General features: G+C 72.7%; 16 protein-coding genes. 7 read left to right on the plus strand and 9 right to left on the minus strand.

What is annotated here, in order from left to right:
- Positions 1-160 precede the first annotated feature (160 nt).
- The 6 genes from D5H75_RS27910 to D5H75_RS27935 form a co-directional block, all read right to left on the minus strand.
- A complete protein-coding gene (locus D5H75_RS27910) occupies positions 161-1,582 on the minus strand; it encodes a SpoIIE family protein phosphatase (RefSeq protein ID WP_119929519.1) in 1,422 nt (473 codons plus the stop codon).
- A 55-nt stretch (positions 1,583-1,637) separates the two neighbouring features.
- Positions 1,638-3,521 carry a CheR family methyltransferase gene (locus D5H75_RS27915; RefSeq protein ID WP_242454561.1) on the minus strand — a complete coding sequence of 628 codons (1,884 nt, stop codon included), beginning with the start codon at positions 3,519-3,521 and terminating at the stop codon, positions 1,638-1,640.
- A gap of 91 nt (positions 3,522-3,612) precedes the next feature.
- Positions 3,613-4,713, minus strand: a complete 1,101-nt coding sequence (locus D5H75_RS41965; protein WP_202638573.1) for a chemotaxis protein CheB — start codon at positions 4,711-4,713, stop codon at positions 3,613-3,615.
- Positions 4,714-4,723: 10 nt separating this feature from the next.
- Entirely contained in the window at positions 4,724-5,128 is a 405-nt protein-coding gene (locus D5H75_RS27925; RefSeq protein ID WP_119929521.1) for a hypothetical protein, read from the minus strand.
- 42 nt (positions 5,129-5,170) lie between these two features.
- A complete protein-coding gene (locus D5H75_RS27930; RefSeq protein WP_119929522.1) occupies positions 5,171-6,085 on the minus strand; it encodes a hypothetical protein in 915 nt (304 codons plus the stop codon).
- Between the two features lie 186 nt (positions 6,086-6,271).
- Positions 6,272-7,495: an NAD(P)-dependent malic enzyme gene (locus D5H75_RS27935; RefSeq protein WP_422674059.1), complete on the minus strand. Its 1,224-nt coding sequence runs from the start codon at positions 7,493-7,495 to the stop codon at positions 6,272-6,274.
- A 230-nt stretch (positions 7,496-7,725) separates the two neighbouring features.
- Here D5H75_RS27935 and D5H75_RS27940 point away from each other — a divergent pair, with 230 nt between their 5' ends.
- The 4 genes from D5H75_RS27940 (at position 7,726) to D5H75_RS27955 (ending at position 11,211) form a co-directional block, all read left to right on the plus strand.
- Positions 7,726-8,586, plus strand: a complete 861-nt coding sequence (locus D5H75_RS27940; RefSeq protein WP_119929524.1) for a transporter substrate-binding domain-containing protein — start codon at positions 7,726-7,728, stop codon at positions 8,584-8,586.
- Positions 8,587-8,592: 6 nt separating this feature from the next.
- Positions 8,593-9,438 carry an amino acid ABC transporter permease gene (locus D5H75_RS27945; RefSeq protein WP_119929525.1) on the plus strand — a complete coding sequence of 282 codons (846 nt, stop codon included), beginning with the start codon at positions 8,593-8,595 and terminating at the stop codon, positions 9,436-9,438.
- Positions 9,439-9,442: 4 nt separating this feature from the next.
- Entirely contained in the window at positions 9,443-10,285 is an 843-nt protein-coding gene (locus D5H75_RS27950) for an amino acid ABC transporter ATP-binding protein (protein ID WP_119929526.1), read from the plus strand.
- A gap of 368 nt (positions 10,286-10,653) precedes the next feature.
- The gene (locus D5H75_RS27955) at positions 10,654-11,211 is read left to right on the plus strand and encodes a CGNR zinc finger domain-containing protein (RefSeq protein ID WP_119929527.1); all 558 of its coding nucleotides are present in this window, start codon (positions 10,654-10,656) and stop codon (positions 11,209-11,211) included.
- Here the strand turns inward: D5H75_RS27955 and sodX are convergent.
- Complete coding sequence (sodX, locus tag D5H75_RS27960) at positions 11,166-11,495, minus strand: nickel-type superoxide dismutase maturation protease (RefSeq protein WP_242454562.1); 330 nt, start codon at positions 11,493-11,495, stop codon at positions 11,166-11,168. The genes D5H75_RS27955 and sodX overlap by 46 nt on opposite strands.
- Positions 11,496-11,574: 79 nt before the next feature.
- Here sodX and sodN point away from each other — a divergent pair, with 79 nt between their 5' ends.
- The 3 genes from sodN (at position 11,575) to D5H75_RS27975 (ending at position 13,385) form a co-directional block, all read left to right on the plus strand.
- Positions 11,575-11,979, plus strand: a complete 405-nt coding sequence (gene sodN, locus D5H75_RS27965) for a superoxide dismutase, Ni (RefSeq protein ID WP_119929528.1) — start codon at positions 11,575-11,577, stop codon at positions 11,977-11,979.
- Positions 11,980-12,171: 192 nt separating this feature from the next.
- The gene (locus tag D5H75_RS27970; RefSeq protein ID WP_119929529.1) at positions 12,172-12,591 is read left to right on the plus strand and encodes an ATP-binding protein; all 420 of its coding nucleotides are present in this window, start codon (positions 12,172-12,174) and stop codon (positions 12,589-12,591) included.
- Between the two features lie 17 nt (positions 12,592-12,608).
- A complete protein-coding gene (locus D5H75_RS27975; protein ID WP_422674060.1) occupies positions 12,609-13,385 on the plus strand; it encodes an RNA polymerase sigma factor SigF in 777 nt (258 codons plus the stop codon).
- Between the two features lie 59 nt (positions 13,386-13,444).
- Here the strand turns inward: D5H75_RS27975 and bioB are convergent, their stop codons facing one another.
- Positions 13,445-14,446: a biotin synthase BioB gene (gene bioB / locus D5H75_RS27980; RefSeq protein ID WP_119929531.1), complete on the minus strand. Its 1,002-nt coding sequence runs from the start codon at positions 14,444-14,446 to the stop codon at positions 13,445-13,447.
- Entirely contained in the window at positions 14,443-15,165 is a 723-nt protein-coding gene (bioD, locus tag D5H75_RS27985; protein ID WP_119929532.1) for a dethiobiotin synthase, read from the minus strand. The genes bioB and bioD overlap by 4 nt, the downstream gene beginning before the upstream one ends.
- Positions 15,166-15,237 lie beyond the last annotated feature (72 nt).

The raw sequence follows: 15,237 nt of genomic DNA on the forward strand, positions 1-15,237 counted from the left end.
CGCCGTACGGCGTGCGCGCGTACCGGTGCCCGGCGGGCGCGCACGCACCGGCTCAAGGCGCGTGCCGGGGTGGCGTGCGTGTGCCGGCGTCAGGCAAGGCGCGCCGTACCGGTGTACGGCAGGCGCCCCATGGCGGGGTGGCCAGCGCGCCGTACGGCCCTCAGCGGGGGCGGAGGGCGAGGACGGCCATGTCGTCGCGGGAGACGCCGCCGGTGTAGGCGAGCACGTCGTCCTCGACCGCGGCGACGAGCTCGGCGGCGGGGAGGTGGGCGGTGGCGGCGAGGACGTCGATGAGCCGGTCCTCGCCGTAGAAGCCGCCCGCCGCGTCGCGGGCCTCGGTGATGCCGTCGGAGTGCAGGACGAGGGTCTCGCCGTGTCCCAGGGTGAACTCCCCGACGGCGGGCTCGATCTCCTCGAACAGGCCGAGCGGCAGCGAGCCCGACGACGCGGTCAGCGAGATCCCGCCGCCGGACCGCAGGAGGACGGCGGGCAGATGCCCGGCGGACGCGTAGCGCACCCGCAGCCCGGGCTCCTCCACGGTGAACCGCGCGGCCAGGACCGTCACGAACCGCTCCCCGGACGGCTGCGTGAACAGGCCGCGGTTCATCTTGCGCAGCACCTCGGCCGGGGAGTCCTCCCAGAGCGAGAGCAGCCGCACCCCGTTGCGCACGGTGGAAGTGAGCACGGCCGCCTCCACGCCCTTGCCCGACACGTCGCCGAGCACCAGCCCCCACGATCCCAGGCTCGGGTAGACGTCGTAGAAGTCGCCGCCCACGTCGCCCCCGTTGGAGGCGGGCCGGTGCGCGGCGGCCAGCTCCACCCCCGGCACGGAGGGCAGGTCGCTCGGCACGAGGCCGGCCCGCAGGACCTTCAGCGCCTCCTCGCTCTCCCGCCGCCGCTCCTCCTCCGTCTCGGCCTCCCCCTTCCAGCGGCCGGCGCCCGCCTCCGTGCTCTCCCACCGGCGCGTGCCGAGGTGGCGGCGCCCCTGGGCGGGCCCGGCCTCGTCCCGCCGCGCGCCCTCGGGGCACGGCGGCACGGCGTCGAGCCAGGCCGAGCACATGGTGGCGCCCTCGGCCTCCTCGCTCTCGGGGGCGAACACGACGGCGACGCTGGGGGCCGGGGACGGCGCGGTGGTCAGGCGGACCAGGCGCATGCGGGCGGGCGCGGGCGGGCCGGGGCGGCGCAGCCGCAGGGTGACCGGGGTGGGGGCGGCGTCGCGGACGACGGCGGACAGCAGGGAGCGGAACACCGGCCGTTCGGCCAGGTCCACGAAGACCGAGAAGGGTCTTCCCGCGAGCTCGCCGCGGGGGACGTCCAGCGTCTCCGCGGCGGCGGGGTTGGCCAGCCGTACCATCCCGGAACGGTCCAGCAGGCAGATCGGGAGGGGCAACCGTTCGAAGAGCGCGCCCGGGACCTTCGGCGGGGCCGCTTGCGCCGGATCGCCGTCGCCGGCGTCCATGTGTCGGCGGCACAGACGTAGCGTCTCTTCGGCCCTGCGCAGCTCGCGCATGGCCGTGTCGAGCGTGCTCTCGGTGGTGCGGGTGCCGGGCTCGACGGTGTCGGGGTCGGGGTCGAAGCGCACGCGCAACGCTCCTTGGGGGGTGGAGAGCGACTACCCCCAGCCTGACACAGCGCGCTTACGACCGCTCACCCTTCGTCGAATTTTTCGGCCCGTTCGGCGTGTCGTCATCGACATTCATGATGAGGATCACCCCGTCGGCGACAGGCCCGTCGCCCCGCAGCGGCCAGGCGTCCAGCCGCAGGAGCACCGGGCGGCCCCGGCGGTTCACGGCCTCCAGCCGGACGGCCTCCGGGCTCTCGGCGGCGAGGACCCGCTTGAGCAGCGGGACCACCTCACCGAGGGGCAGGCCGATGTCGAGGGCGGGCAGCGTGCGCCCGACGCACTCCTCGGCGCGGACGCCCCACAGCTCCTCCGCGCCCGGGGTCCAGACCTTGATCCCCAGGTCGCGGCTCACCACCACGACGCCCGCGCCAAGGCTGCGCAGCACCGACGCGAGGAACCCGTTGACCATGTCGAGCTCGGCGGTGCGCAGGCGCATCATCTCGTTGATCTCCTGGAGCTCGTCGTTGGTCGAGTGGAGCTCCTCGTTCATCGTCTCCAGTTCCTCGTTGGTGGACTGGAGCTCTTCGTTGGTGGTCTCCAGCTCCTCGTTGGTGGACTGGAGTTCCTCGTTGGTGGTCTCCAGCTCCTCGTTGAGCGACTGGAGCTCCTCGTAGGCGCGCTCGAGTTCCTGGTTGGCGTGTTCGAGCTCGTCGCGGAGCCGGCGGTACCGCGTCACGTCGGTGAAGCTGACCCCCGCCCCGATCAACGCGCCCGTGTGGTCCGTCAGCGGCACGACCTGGATGTCCAGGACGCTCGGCTCGTCGGCGGGCGAGCGCCGCCACGGCACGTCCTGCAGCTCCACGACGCGCCGGTCCTTCTCGACCTGCTCGATCAGCGACCGCAGCTCGGCCGGCCGGTACGACAGCTCCAGGTCCTGGAACGGGGCCCCCACGTCGCCCCGGCGCAGGCCGAACATCTCCTCCGCGGCCGCGTTGGTCAGGGCGAGCGCGCCGTTCAGGTCCACCGCGATCTGCGCGATGGGGCCGGCGGCGAGGACGGCGTGCTCCAGCGCGCCGGGCCGGGCCGTCTCCTCCCGCGTCATCTGCTGCCAGGTCGCGCGCGGGGCGCGGGCCTGGTTCGGCCCCGACACCTTGCGGAACAGGCGCTTGCGCAGGTCGATCGGCTCGAAGCCCGCGTCGTGGCGGAGCAGCATCTCCGCCTTGCCGAGGAAGAGGTACCCGGGGTCGGCGAGCGCGAAGTGCAGCCGCCTGATCACCTCGGCCTGGGTCTCGGCGTTGAAGTACATCAGCGTGTTGCGCGCCAGCAGCAGGTCCACCCGCGAGATGGGGGCGTCGCGGGTCAGGTCGTTGCGCCCGAAGATGACCTGGCGGCGCAGGTCACGCCGGAACGCGCAGCGGTCGGAGTCCTCCTCGAAGTACCGCTCCCGGAACTCCTCCGGCACGCCCTCGAGCTGCCGCCGCGTGTAGACGCCGACCCGGGCCTCCTGGAGCGCGTTCTCGTCCAGGTCGGTGGCGTAGATCTTCACCCGGTCGCGGAACTCGGCCAGGCCCAGCATGTCGGCGAGCAGCATGGCCACGCTGTACGCCTCCTGGCCGGTGGCGCAGCCGGCGCTCCACACCCGGATCGGCTGCGCCGGGTGCTTGGCCGCGATGAGCCGGGGCAGGACGTTGTCCCGCAGCGACTCCCAGGCGGGCGGGTCGCGGAAGAACCCGGTGACGTTGATCAGCAGGCTGTCGAACAGCAGGGCGTATTCGCCCGGCTCGACCTCGAGCCGGTCGCGGTACTCCTCGAACGTCTTGCACCGCAGGGCGTCCATGCGCCGCGCGATCCGCCGCTGGAGGGTGGACCGTTTGTACCCGGTGAAGTCGAACCCCCGCATCTCCTTCAACATGATCAGGAGACCTTCGAACTGGCCGTCCGTATCGCCGGTCGTCACACCACGCAAGCGTACGCCTTGGGAGGGGCCTGGCGGGGATCAGCGGTGCAAGTGCACGCCGGTCGTGCGCGCGATCCTCGACGCCGGGGGTTCAGCCCGGGGCCTGTTCGCCCTGGCCCGGCCGCGCGGAGAGCCCCTCGATCAGCGTCCTGATCGTGCGCGCCGCCTCCCGCGCCTCGCGCGCCGCCTCCTCGAACCGGGCCGCGGAGAGCCCGTGCCCGCGTCCGTGCGCGGCGTCCTTCATGCGCGTCATCAGGTCGCTACGCTCCTGGAGCCGGATGATCGCCACCCACAGGGCGCGTTCGACCTCGCCCGCCTGGCCTTCGAGGAGGCTCTGCACGCCCCAGGCGTGACCCACGCGGCAGGTGTACGCCTGCGGCTCCGCGCTGGTCTGGTACAGGGGACCACCGCAGTCCGGGCAGCTCAGCGTGGTGTGTTCACCGTTCGGCCGAGCGTCCACCATGTCTCCTCGGAACAGCGTCTTCAGCGCCCCGCCGGGCTCGGCGGAGCCGGCGTCCCCGCCGGCGGACGGCGCCCGGGCCTGTTCCGGGGCCTGCGCCCGGGCCTGTTCCGGGGCCGACGCCCGGGCCTGTTCCGGGGCCGACGCCCGGGTCTGTTCCGTCGGCGGCGCCTGGTTCGTCCCGTAGTGCTCGGCGATCCTGGCGGCGATGAGACGGACCGGCAGCGCCTCCGCGCTCCTCGTCGCGGCGAGCGCGGCGGACGGCATGCCCAGGTGGGTCGCCTCCTCAGGGTCCTGCACGATCACGCGGCCCCCGTGCCGCTCGACGGTGGCCGCGCCCGCCGCGCCGTCGTCGAGCGCCCCGCTGAGCACCACGGCCAGCACCCCGGGCCCGAACGCCTCGGCCGCGCTCTTGAACAGGGCGTCCACCGCCGGCCGCACGCCGTTCAGCCGGGGCCCTCGGGACAGCCGGACCTGATCCCGCGTGACCAGCAGGTGGTGATCCGGCGGGGCCACGTAGACCCGACCCGGGACGATCTTCTCGCCGTCACAGGCCGCCGCCGCCGGCAGCGGCCCCGCGCGGTCGAGGATCGCGGGCAGCGCGGTGCGCGCGGTGACCGAGAGGTGCAGCACCACGAACACCGGGGCGTCGAGGTCGTCGGGCAGGCCCGCCAGCAGCGGGCGCAGGGACTCGACTCCGCCCGCCGACGCCCCCACCACAACGGCCTTCACGCCGGACGCCCTACCCCTCGGGAGACGTTTCATCCCCCCGCAGGCCGTGCCTCTCCCTCATCTGCCGCGCCGCCTTCCTGTCCTCGCGGGCGGCGGCCCGGTGCCTGGCCGCCAGTTCGCGATGGCCCGCGGCGTCGCCGAGGCCCTCCTCGGCCATCCCCTCGTGCAGTTCCGCCGTCCGGTCGTGGGCGCGGGCGGCCTGGAGATAGGCCCTGGCGGCGCGCTCGGCGGTCTCCCGCGCGCGCGTCTGCGCCTCGGCGGCGTGCTCGGCCGCGCGCTCGACGTACTCGTGGCCCGTGGCCACGGGCCGGTTCCCGGACAGCTCGGCCGCCCGGGTCCTGATCTCCGCGAGCCTGCGCTCGATCCCGGCGATGCGCGTGTGGTACGGCTCGCGCCCGGCGTCGTCAGGGTCCACGGCTCTCCTTATTCCCCGGTCCCCCGGTGCGCTACCCGACGATCAGGCGACTCGCCGTACGCGCAGGTTCCGGACGACCGCCTGGACGAACGGCAGGTCTCCGGCGGCGGCCAGGTAGAAGTCGCCGCGGCACCTCCCGGCGTACGGGCGGTTGAGCGAGACCAGCCGCATCGGCGGGTCCTCGACGCCGCGGCACCCCGGCTGGCGGACGATCCAGACCTGGCGGTCCCGCGAGCCCGCGCCGAAGTGCAGTTGCGGCCCCGCCAGCTCCGACCCCATCCGCTTCCCCGCGGGGGCCAGCCGCAGCGGCCCGTCCGCGCGCAGCACCAGGAACCCGTCGCGCGTGACGCGCCCGCGCAGGTTCCGCGCCCACTCCATGCGCTGCTCGAAGGTCAGGCCCTCGTCCACGTCGTGCAGCGCCATGCGCCAGCGCCCGAACTCGAACAGCAGCACGTGCCCGCCCAGCGGGACGTACGGCGCGGAGGGCCACAGGGAGACGGTCGGCGTCATGTCCCGGATGCGGGACCCGCCCTCGGCCAGCGACGCCTCGCCCCGGGGCGGCGCCACGAGCTGCCGGTAGGTGGTCATGTCGGTCCCGAGCCACGCCCCGACGACGGGCGAGGCACCGAGGGAGGCGACGGCGAGCGAGCGGGGGTATCTCAGCTCGGCCGACACCCCGTCGGGGAAGGTCACGCGCACGATCTCGGTGTCCCCGCGCCGGCGGGCCGCGGGGAAGACGGCGTTGCGCCCGGCCGCCGCCGCCTCGACGGTGGGGGTGACCACCGGCCCGCGCGTGGGGGCCGGCTCCGGAGGGTCCGGGCGCTGGGCCTGGTAGACCCCGAAGCCGATCACCACGACCGCCGCGCCGCCCACGGCCAGCGCCCGCCGGAGCCTCTCGCGCCGGGGGTCCGGCTCGTCCGGCCCCGACCCGACGACGTCGTAACGCCCGCCGCGCATGTCCCACCTCCCGCGGCGCAGGAGCCCGCACGGCGACGCTCCCCCGCCGCCCCCGGGCGGGTCAATACCCCCGGGATATCAGGTCGGCAACGCGGTACGGCCCGCGCTCGGGATGACCGGGCGCGGGCCGTACGGGATCGTGCTCGGGGGGTTCCCGGCGGGTGCGGCGGGGGTTCTGCGGGGGCTCTACAGGCGGGCGACGCCGTCCTCCCGGGCCTGCGCGGCGACGGCGGCGGTGACGGCCGGGGCGACGCGCGGGTCGAAGGGGCTGGGGATGACGTAGTCGGCCGTGACGTCGTCGCCGACCACCCCGGCCAGCGCCGTCGCCGCCGCCACCTTCATGTTCTCGGTGATCTCGCGGGCGCGGACGTCGAGGGCCCCGCGGAAGACGCCGGGGAAGGCCAGGACGTTGTTGATCTGGTTGGGGAAGTCGGAACGGCCGGTCGCGACCACGCACGCGTGGCGGCGGGCCGCCTCCGGGTGGATCTCCGGCGTCGGGTTCGACAGCGCGAAGACGATGGAGTCCCCGGCCATGGACGCGATGGCGTCCTCGGTGACGGTGCCGCCGGACAGGCCGATGAAGACGTCGGCGCCGCGCAGCGCCTCCTCGCAGGAGCCGGTGTAGCCGGTGCGGTTGGTGTCGCGGGCGAGCGCGGCCTTGACGGGGTTCAGCCCCTCGCGGCCCTCGTAGATCATGCCCTTGCTGTCGGCCACGGCGATGTCGCCGATGCCGGCGTTGATCAGGATCCGGGTGACGGCGACGCCGGAGGCCCCGGCGCCGGCGACCACGGCCCGGAGTTCCGAGAGCTCCTTGCCGACGAGGCGGGCGGCGTTCGTGAGCGCGGCGAGGGTCACGATCGCGGTGCCGTGCTGGTCGTCGTGGAAGACCGGGATGTCGAGCAGCTCGCGCAGGCGGTCCTCGACCTCGAAGCAGCGGGGCGCGCTGATGTCCTCCAGGTTGATGCCGCCGAACGAGGGAGCGAGGCGCACGACCGTCTCCACGAGCTCGTCGACGTCGGTGCAGTCCAGGCAGATGGGTACCGACTCGACGCCGCCGAACTCCTTGAACAGCAGCGACTTGCCCTCCATGACGGGCATGGCGGCGGAGGGCCCGATGTCGCCGAGCCCGAGCACGGCGGTGCCGTCGGTCACGACGGCGACCACGTTGGAGACCCACGTGTAGTCGTGGACCAGCTCGGGGTTGTCGGCGATCGCCGTGCACACCCGCGCCACACCGGGGGTGTAGGCGAGTGCGAGGTCGTCGGCATTGCGCACGGGCACGCTCGAACGGACCTCCAGCTTTCCGCCGCGGTGCAGCGCGAAAGCGGGATCGGCGTCGAGACCGGCGTTTTCCCGCGCGGTTTCCGAATGCGATGCGGATTGGGTTTCTGGGATGGGCTGAACAGCCACAGCGACCCCTGTGTCAGACGACTGGGTTGACATTCCTTCGGTAGACGCCGCGCCCGCGGGGTGGCCGGCTTCGGTAGTCGCCGGAGCCCTCGCGCGGTCGTCTCTCGGGGTACGGGGGTCACCCGTTGTCCGATTGTGTCACATCGGTGATAACGCTGGTGGTGGGGTGCGTCACGATAGGCTCCAGCTATTCCCCCAGCAATCGGACATATTCCTCAGAGGAGGACACCGTGGGCCCACGTTCCCTTCGCCGTACCGCGGCGCTCGGCGCCCTGGTTCTCGGCGCAGCCCTCACGCTCGGCGCCTGCGGCGGTGAGACCGGAGGCGGCAAGGACACCGCCAAGTCCGGCAACACCGGCGCGGCCTCCGGTGTCAAGCTGGTGACGCCCGGCAAGATCAAGACTTGCACGAGCCTGCCGTACCCGCCGTTCCAGTTCGACCAGGGCGGCAAGGTCGTGGGCTTCGACGTGGACCTGATCGACCTGGCGGCCAAGAAGCTCGGGGTCACCCAGGAGATCGTCGACGTCAAGTTCGACGTGATCAAGAGTGGCGCCGCCCTCAACTCGGGGACTTGTGACGTCGCCGCCGCCGGCATGACGATCACCGAGGAGCGCAAGGCCAACCTCGACTTCACCGACCCGTACTTCGACGAGGTGCTCGGCCTGCTGGTCAAGAAGGGCTCCGGCGTCAAGACGCTCGACGAGGCCAAGGCCAAGAACCTCAAGATCGGCGTGCAGACCGGCACCACCAGCCTCGACCTCGCCAAGAAGAAGGGCTTCGAGCCCGTCGAGTTCGACGACGCGGGCAAGCAGATCCTGGCCTACCAGTCCGGCCAGGTGGACGTCGTCCTCCAGGACCTCCCGGTGGTCAACGACTGGCTGAAGAAGCCGGACATCGCCGCCAAGTTCGAGCTGCAGGAGACCATCGTCAGCGGCAACCAGTACGGCTTCGCGGTCAAGAAGGGCGGCAACCCCGAGCTGCTCAAGACCATCAACGACAGCCTGAAGGCCGCCATCGCGGACGGTAGCTGGGCCAAGATGCACAAGCAGTGGATCGGCTCCGACCCGCAGTCCACGCCCGCTCCCAAGTAAGCCGCGATGAGTACCACCACTGTCGAGCCGTCCGGTCCTGCCGGGACACCTCCCGAAAGGACCGGGCTCAGCCCGCGCAAGCGCCGGCGGATCAGCCTGGGCATCCAGTACGCGATCGGCCTCGTCGTGCTGGTGGCCCTGGTCATCGTCATCGACTGGGGCCAGGTCGGGGAGCACTTCTTCGACCCCGACGAGATCGTGAAGCTGTTCCCCAACATCTTCCTGATCGCGATGAAGAACACCGTGATCTACACGGTGAGCGCCTACGTCGTCGGTTTCGCCCTCGGGCTGGTCGTCGCCTTGATGCGGCTCTCCTCGGTGAAGATCTACCGCTGGATCGCGCTGGTCTACGTGGAGATCTTCCGCGGTCTGCCCGCGCTGCTCGTCCTCATGATCATCGGCTTCGGGCTGCCGATGGCGCTCGGCGTCCAGATGCCCTTCGACATCTACGGCAAGGTCGCCATCGGCCTGGGCCTGGCCGCCTCCGCCTACATGGCGGAGACGTTCCGGGCCGGCATCGAGGCCGTCCCCAAGGGCCAGGTGGAGGCGGCTCGCTCGCTCGGGATGTCCCAGTCGCGGGCGATGGTCACGATCGTCGTGCCCCAGGCGCTGCGCATCGTGATCCCGCCGCTCACCAACGAGCTGGTGCTGCTGTTCAAGGACTCCTCGCTCGTGTCCGCCCTGGGCATCACCGCCGCCACCGTCGAGCTCACCAAGTTCGGCTCGGACATGGGCATCACCGCCGGGGACACCACGCCGATGATCGTCGCGGGCATGTCGTACCTCGTCATCACCGTGCCGCTGGGCATTGCCGTACGCAAGCTCGAGGCACGCCAGCGGAAGGGACGGTGAGCCGATGACCCACGCCGTGGAGATCCGGGACCTGCACAAGTCCTTCGGGGCGCTGAGCGTGCTGCGCGGGATCGACTTCACGGTCGATCCCGGCCAGGTCGTGTGCGTCATCGGCCCGTCAGGGTCCGGCAAGTCCACGCTGCTGCGCTGCGTGAACATGCTGGAGACGCCGACCAGCGGCAAGGTCGTCGTCAACGGGGCCGAGCTGACCGACCCGGACTGCGACATCGACGCCTGCCGGCGCACCGTGGGGATGGTGTTCCAGCAGTTCAACCTGTTCCCGCACATGACGGCGCTGCAGAACGTCATGATCGCCCAGCTCCGGGTGCTCAAGCGCGGCAAGGCCGACGCCGAGCGCATCGCCCGCGAGAACCTGGAGAAGGTGGGCGTCGGGGACAAGGCGGACGCCTACCCGGCCCAGCTCTCCGGCGGTCAGCAGCAGCGCGTGGCGATCGCCCGGGCGCTGGCCATGGACCCGTCGCTGATGCTCTTCGACGAGCCCACCTCGGCCCTCGACCCCGAGCTGGTCGGCGACGTCCTCGCGGTCATGCGCAAGCTGGCCCAGGACGGCATGACCATGCTCGTCGTCACGCACGAGATGGCGTTCGCCCGCGACGTCGCCGACCACGTGGTCTTCATGGACGGCGGCGTCATCGTCGAGGAGGGCCCGCCGGACCGGGTGATCGGCGACCCGCAGCACCCGCGCACCCGCACGTTCCTCAAGCGGGTGCTCGACCCCACCCACGCCGAGGTGGGCGGCGCCCCCGACGTCGACGCGATCCACGCCGGCAAGGACGCCCCCGAGCCGGGCCGGGCCGCCCCCAGCGGCTTCGAGCACGGCGCCTGATCCACCGCGAGGCCCCGGTCCCCCGCTCGGGAGGCCGGGGCCTCGCGCCATGCCGTACGGCCGCCGCCCGGCCTCCTGAGCCGTACGGCCGCCGCCCGGCCTCCCGAGCCGTACGGCCGCCGCCGGGCCTCCCACACGAGACGGTACGGCGTGAGCGCGAGCCCGCGCCGGTACGGCGGGCGCGAGGTGCGGCGAGGGCGCGCGAGCTGCGGCGGGCGCGAGGTACGGCAGGCGCGCGCGAGCTGCGGCGGGCGCGAGGTGCGGCGGGGGCGCGAGGTGTGGCGATGTCCGCGGAACGGAATGGGAGCGGGCCGCCGCGTGTAATACTCGGAAGACAGAATCGGTCATTACATCGGTAGGGCTCGCTCGTGGATCTGACGTCGTACGCGGAGCTGGCGGTCCAGCTCGTCAACACCGGGGAGGACCGGGAGGACCGGCTCGCCGACCTCGCGAGCCTGCGGCGGATGCTGCTGGAGGAGCAGCGGCCGCACCTGGCCGAGATCGCCACCGACGCCGACCTGGACCCGCTGCGGGGCCTGCGCGGGGAGCTGCGGGCGGTGTTCGACGCGGTGGAGGCGGGCGAGCACGCGGCCGGGGTGGACCGGCTCAACGTGCTGCTGGTTCGGCACCCCATCCACCCGCAGATCTCCGGTCACGACGACGAGGACTGGCACATGCACCTCACCGAGGACGGGGGCGCGGCCGACATCTACGCGGTCGGCGCGGTGATGGGCCTGGCCACGATCGTGACGACGCTCGGCATCGACCGGCTCGGGGTCTGCCGGTCCTCCCCCTGCCGCCGCGTCTACCTGGACACCTCGTCCAACCGCTCGCGCCGCTACTGCTCCGAGCGCTGTGCCAGCCGGGCGAACGTCGCCGCCTACCGGGCCCGCCGCCGCGAGACGGCCGGCCGGGGCGGCCAGTAACGCCAGACCACCTTCCCCACCACCGCCGACTCGGGCACCGCGCCGAAGTCCCAGCTGTCGCGGCGCCCGGACGCGTCCTGGTTGTCGCTCTCCAGCCACCAGCCGCCGTCCTCGCGGTGCGTCACCCGCTTCACGATGAGCCTGCCGTCCTCCGGGGACCGCGCGACCACCACGTCGCCGTCGCGGACCCGGGCGTCGCGCCGTACGAGGAGCTGGTCGCCGGGGCGGAGGCCGGGCCGCATGGACTCGCCCTCGACCACGACGCGCAGCCACGGGGCGCGCATGGCCCCCTCCTCTCGATCGCCGGTGAAACGGCGGAGTAGTGTCTTGCGGGTAAGCGTTTTACAGCGAGGAAGGATTCAAATGCTCGCACGACTGCTGCGGCCCAAGCACGTCGCCTCGGCCCACTGCGATCTCCCCTGCGGTGTGTACGACCCGGCTCAGGCCCGGATCGAGGCCGAGTCGGTCAAGGCGATCATGGAGAAGTACAACGCGAACGACGACCCGGTCTTCCGGACGCGCGCGCTGATCATCAAGGAGAAGCGGGCCGAGCTGGTCAAGCACCACCTCTGGGTGCTCTGGACCGACTACTTCAAGCCCCAGCACGTGGAGAAGTACCCGCAGCTCCACCAGCTCTTCTGGGAGGCCACGAAGCTGGCCGGCGCGGCCGGCGGCAAGGGCACCGTGGACGTGTCCCAGGCCGACGAGCTGCTCGCCAAGATCGAGGAGATCAGCAAGATCTTCTGGGAGACCAAGCAGGCCGCCTGAGAGCGTCGCCGGCGGGCCTCGCGCGTGCTCACGCGCGAGGCCCGCGGCGTGTCCCCCCGCTGCCCCGCTCCCCGTCCCCCCGGGTCCCGAATGCTCAAGATCGCGCTAAAGGGCGCGTCCTAGTGCGCGGGCATGGCCCGGCGGGCGGTAGGTTGCAAGCAGCGGTCCATCAAGGTGACCGTAAGGAGGAACGTGACCGAGGAAACCGCCGCTCCGTCCGAGGGCCTGGCCGGCATGCGCGACACCGTGACAGTCCGCCTGCCCGCGGCGAGCGCCTACCTGTCGGTGCTGCGCACCGCGACGGCCGGGCTGGCCGCGCGTCTCGACTTCACGCTCGACGAGATCGAGGACCTGCGCATCGCCGTGGACGAAGCCTGCGCGATGCTGCTGCGCCAGGCGGTGCCCGGCACCGATCTGACCGCCGAGTTCGAGCTGACCGGCGACGAGATGTCGGTGCGCGTGGCCGTGGAGACGGTGGAGCCGCAGGACCTCAAGCGCGACGACTTCGCGTGGATGGTGCTGACCGCCCTCGCCGACTACGTCGAGGCGGTCACCGACAAGGATCTCGCGATCGTCCTGCGGAAGCGACGCGGTGCCGCGAGGCCGGCGTGACGGAGAAGACCCGGGCTATGGCCGACGAACACGCTGTCCCTGATCGCGTACGGGCGCGCGAGCTCTTCGCGCGGCTCGCCACCCTGGCCCCGGACGACCCGTCCAGGCAGCGCATCCGCGACGAGCTCGTCGAGCTTCACCTCCCCCTGGTCGAATACCTCGCCCGCCGGTTCCGCAACCGGGGCGAGTGGCTCGACGACCTCACCCAGGTGGCGACCATCGGCCTGATCAAGTCGATCGACCGGTTCGACCTGGAGCGCGGTGTCGAGTTCTCCACCTACGCGACGCCCACCATCGTGGGCGAGATCAAGCGCCACTTCCGCGACAAGGGCTGGGCCGTGCGCGTGCCGCGCCGGCTCCAGGAGCTCAAGCTCTCGCTCACCAAGGCGATAAGCGAGCTGTCGCAGCGGGAGGGCCGCGCGCCCACCGTGGCGGAGCTGGCCGAGCACCTCAACATGAGCGAGGAGGAGGTGCTGGAGGGCCTGGAGTCCGCCAACGCCTACTCCACGGTCTCGCTCGACGCGCCCGATTCAGGCGACGACGACGCGCCCGCGGTGGCCGACTCGCTGGGCATCGTGGACGACTCGCTGGAGGGCGTGGAGTACCGCGAGTCCCTCAAGCCGCTCCTGGAGAAGCTCCCGCCGCGTGAGAAGCGCATCCTGCTGCTCCGCTTCTTCGGCAACATGACGCAGTCCCAGATCGCGGCCGAGCTCGGCATCTCCCAGATGCACGTCTCCCGCCTCCTGGCCCGCACCCTCACCCAGCTCCGCGAGGGCCTGACCGCCGAGGAGTGACCCGCTCGCGAAAGGGCCCCCGCCGGTCTCCGGCGGGGGCCCTTTCGCGTCCTGCCCGGTCAGAGGGTGTCCGAGAGGGCCTTGATGGGCATCTTGAGGTCGCGCAGGAGGGCCAGGTCGGCCTCCGGGGGGCGGCCGAGGGTCGTCAGGTAGTTGCCGACGATGATGGCGTTGACGCCGCCGAGCATGCCCTCGCGGGTGCCGAGGTCGCCGAGGGTGAGCTCGCGCCCCCCGGCGTACCGCAGGATGGTCCTGGGCAGGGCCAGGCGGAACGTGGCGATGGTCTTCAGGGCCTCCCTGCCGTCGAGCGGTGGCAGGCCGGCGAAGGGGGTGCCGGGGCGCGGGTTGAGGAAGTTGAGCGGGATCTCGTCGGGGGCCAGCTCGCCGAGCTGGGCGGCGAACTCCGCGCGCTGCCCGGCCGTCTCCCCCATGCCGACGATGCCGCCGCAGCACAGCTCCATGCCGGCCGCCCGGACCATCCGGCAGGTCTCCCAGCGCTCCTCCCAGGTGTGGGTGGTGACCACCTGGGGGAAGTGGGAGCGCGCGGTCTCCAGGTTGTGGTTGTAGCGGTGGACGCCCATCTCGGCCAGCTCGTCCACCTGCGCCCGCGTGAGCATGCCCAGGGAGCAGGCCACGTTGATGTCCACGGCCTCCCTGATGGCCTTGACGCCCTGGCGCACCTGGTCCATCAGGCGCCGGTCGGGCCCGCGCACGGCGGCCACGATGCAGAACTCCGTCGCGCCGGTGGCCGCCGTCTCCCTCGCCGCCTCGACCAGCCGGGGGATCTCCAGCCAGACCGAGCGCACCGGGGACTCGAACCTGCCCGACTGGGAGCAGAAGTGGCAGTCCTCGGGGCAGCCCCCGGTCTTGAGGGAGACGATCCCCTCGACCTCGACCTCGGGGCCGCACCAGGCGAGACGCACCTCGTGGGCCAGGGCCAGCAGGTCGGGCAGGCGGTCGTCGGGGAGCGTCAGGCACGCGAGGGCCTGGGCCTCGGAGAGCCCGCGGCCCTCGCCGAGCACCTGGTCGCGGGCGACGTCGAGGATGCCGGTTCCGGTCACCGGGCCAGCTTAGATCGCTCCCTGAAGGCCGCGGGGTCGAATCCGCCGCCCAGGGTCGCCGACAGCGAGGCGTGCGCCGCCGCCCAGAAGTCGGTGGCGTCGAGTTCGCCCGCGCCCTCGGGGATCGCGCCGGACAGCGGCCGCGCGGCCAGCATCTCCAGGTCCCCGACGTTCAGCCGGTCCGCGAGGCCCGGATCGCGCGGCCACGACCCGATCACCACCCCGGCCAGGCTCAGCCCCCGGTGGGCCATCGCCTCCAGCGTGAGCGCGGTGTGGTTGAGCGTGCCGAGCCCCGCCCTGGCCACCACGAGCACCTGTGCGCCGGTCGCGCGCGCCAGGTCGGCCAGCGTGCCGCCCTCCTGGTCGAACCGCACCAGCAGCCCGCCGGCCCCCTCGACCAGCACCAGCCGCCGCGTCCCGGCAAGGTCGCGGATCCGCGCCGCCGCGTCCCGCAGCGACACCGGCGGCAGCCCGCTCACCCGGGCCGCCGCCGCCGGGGACAGCGGGTCCGGGAACCTGGCGTACTCGTGCAGGTCCGTCACCCCGGACAGCCGCGCGACCTCGTCCAGGTCGCCCGCCTCGCCGGGCCCGACCCCGGTCTGCGCCGGCTTCACCACCGCCACCGAGGTGCCCCGGGCGCGGGCCAGCGCCGCCACCGCCGCCGTCACCACGGTCTTGCCGACCCCGGTGTCGGTCCCCGTCACCACCAGCACGCTCATCCCGCGTCCCCTTCGTCGCCGTGTCCCACCCAGGATCGCGTACGCCGGGGGCCGTCCTCCTCGTCTCGATCG

The organism is Bailinhaonella thermotolerans (assembly GCF_003594875.1).
GTDB classification, from domain to species: Bacteria; Actinomycetota; Actinomycetes; order Streptosporangiales; family Streptosporangiaceae; genus Bailinhaonella; species Bailinhaonella thermotolerans.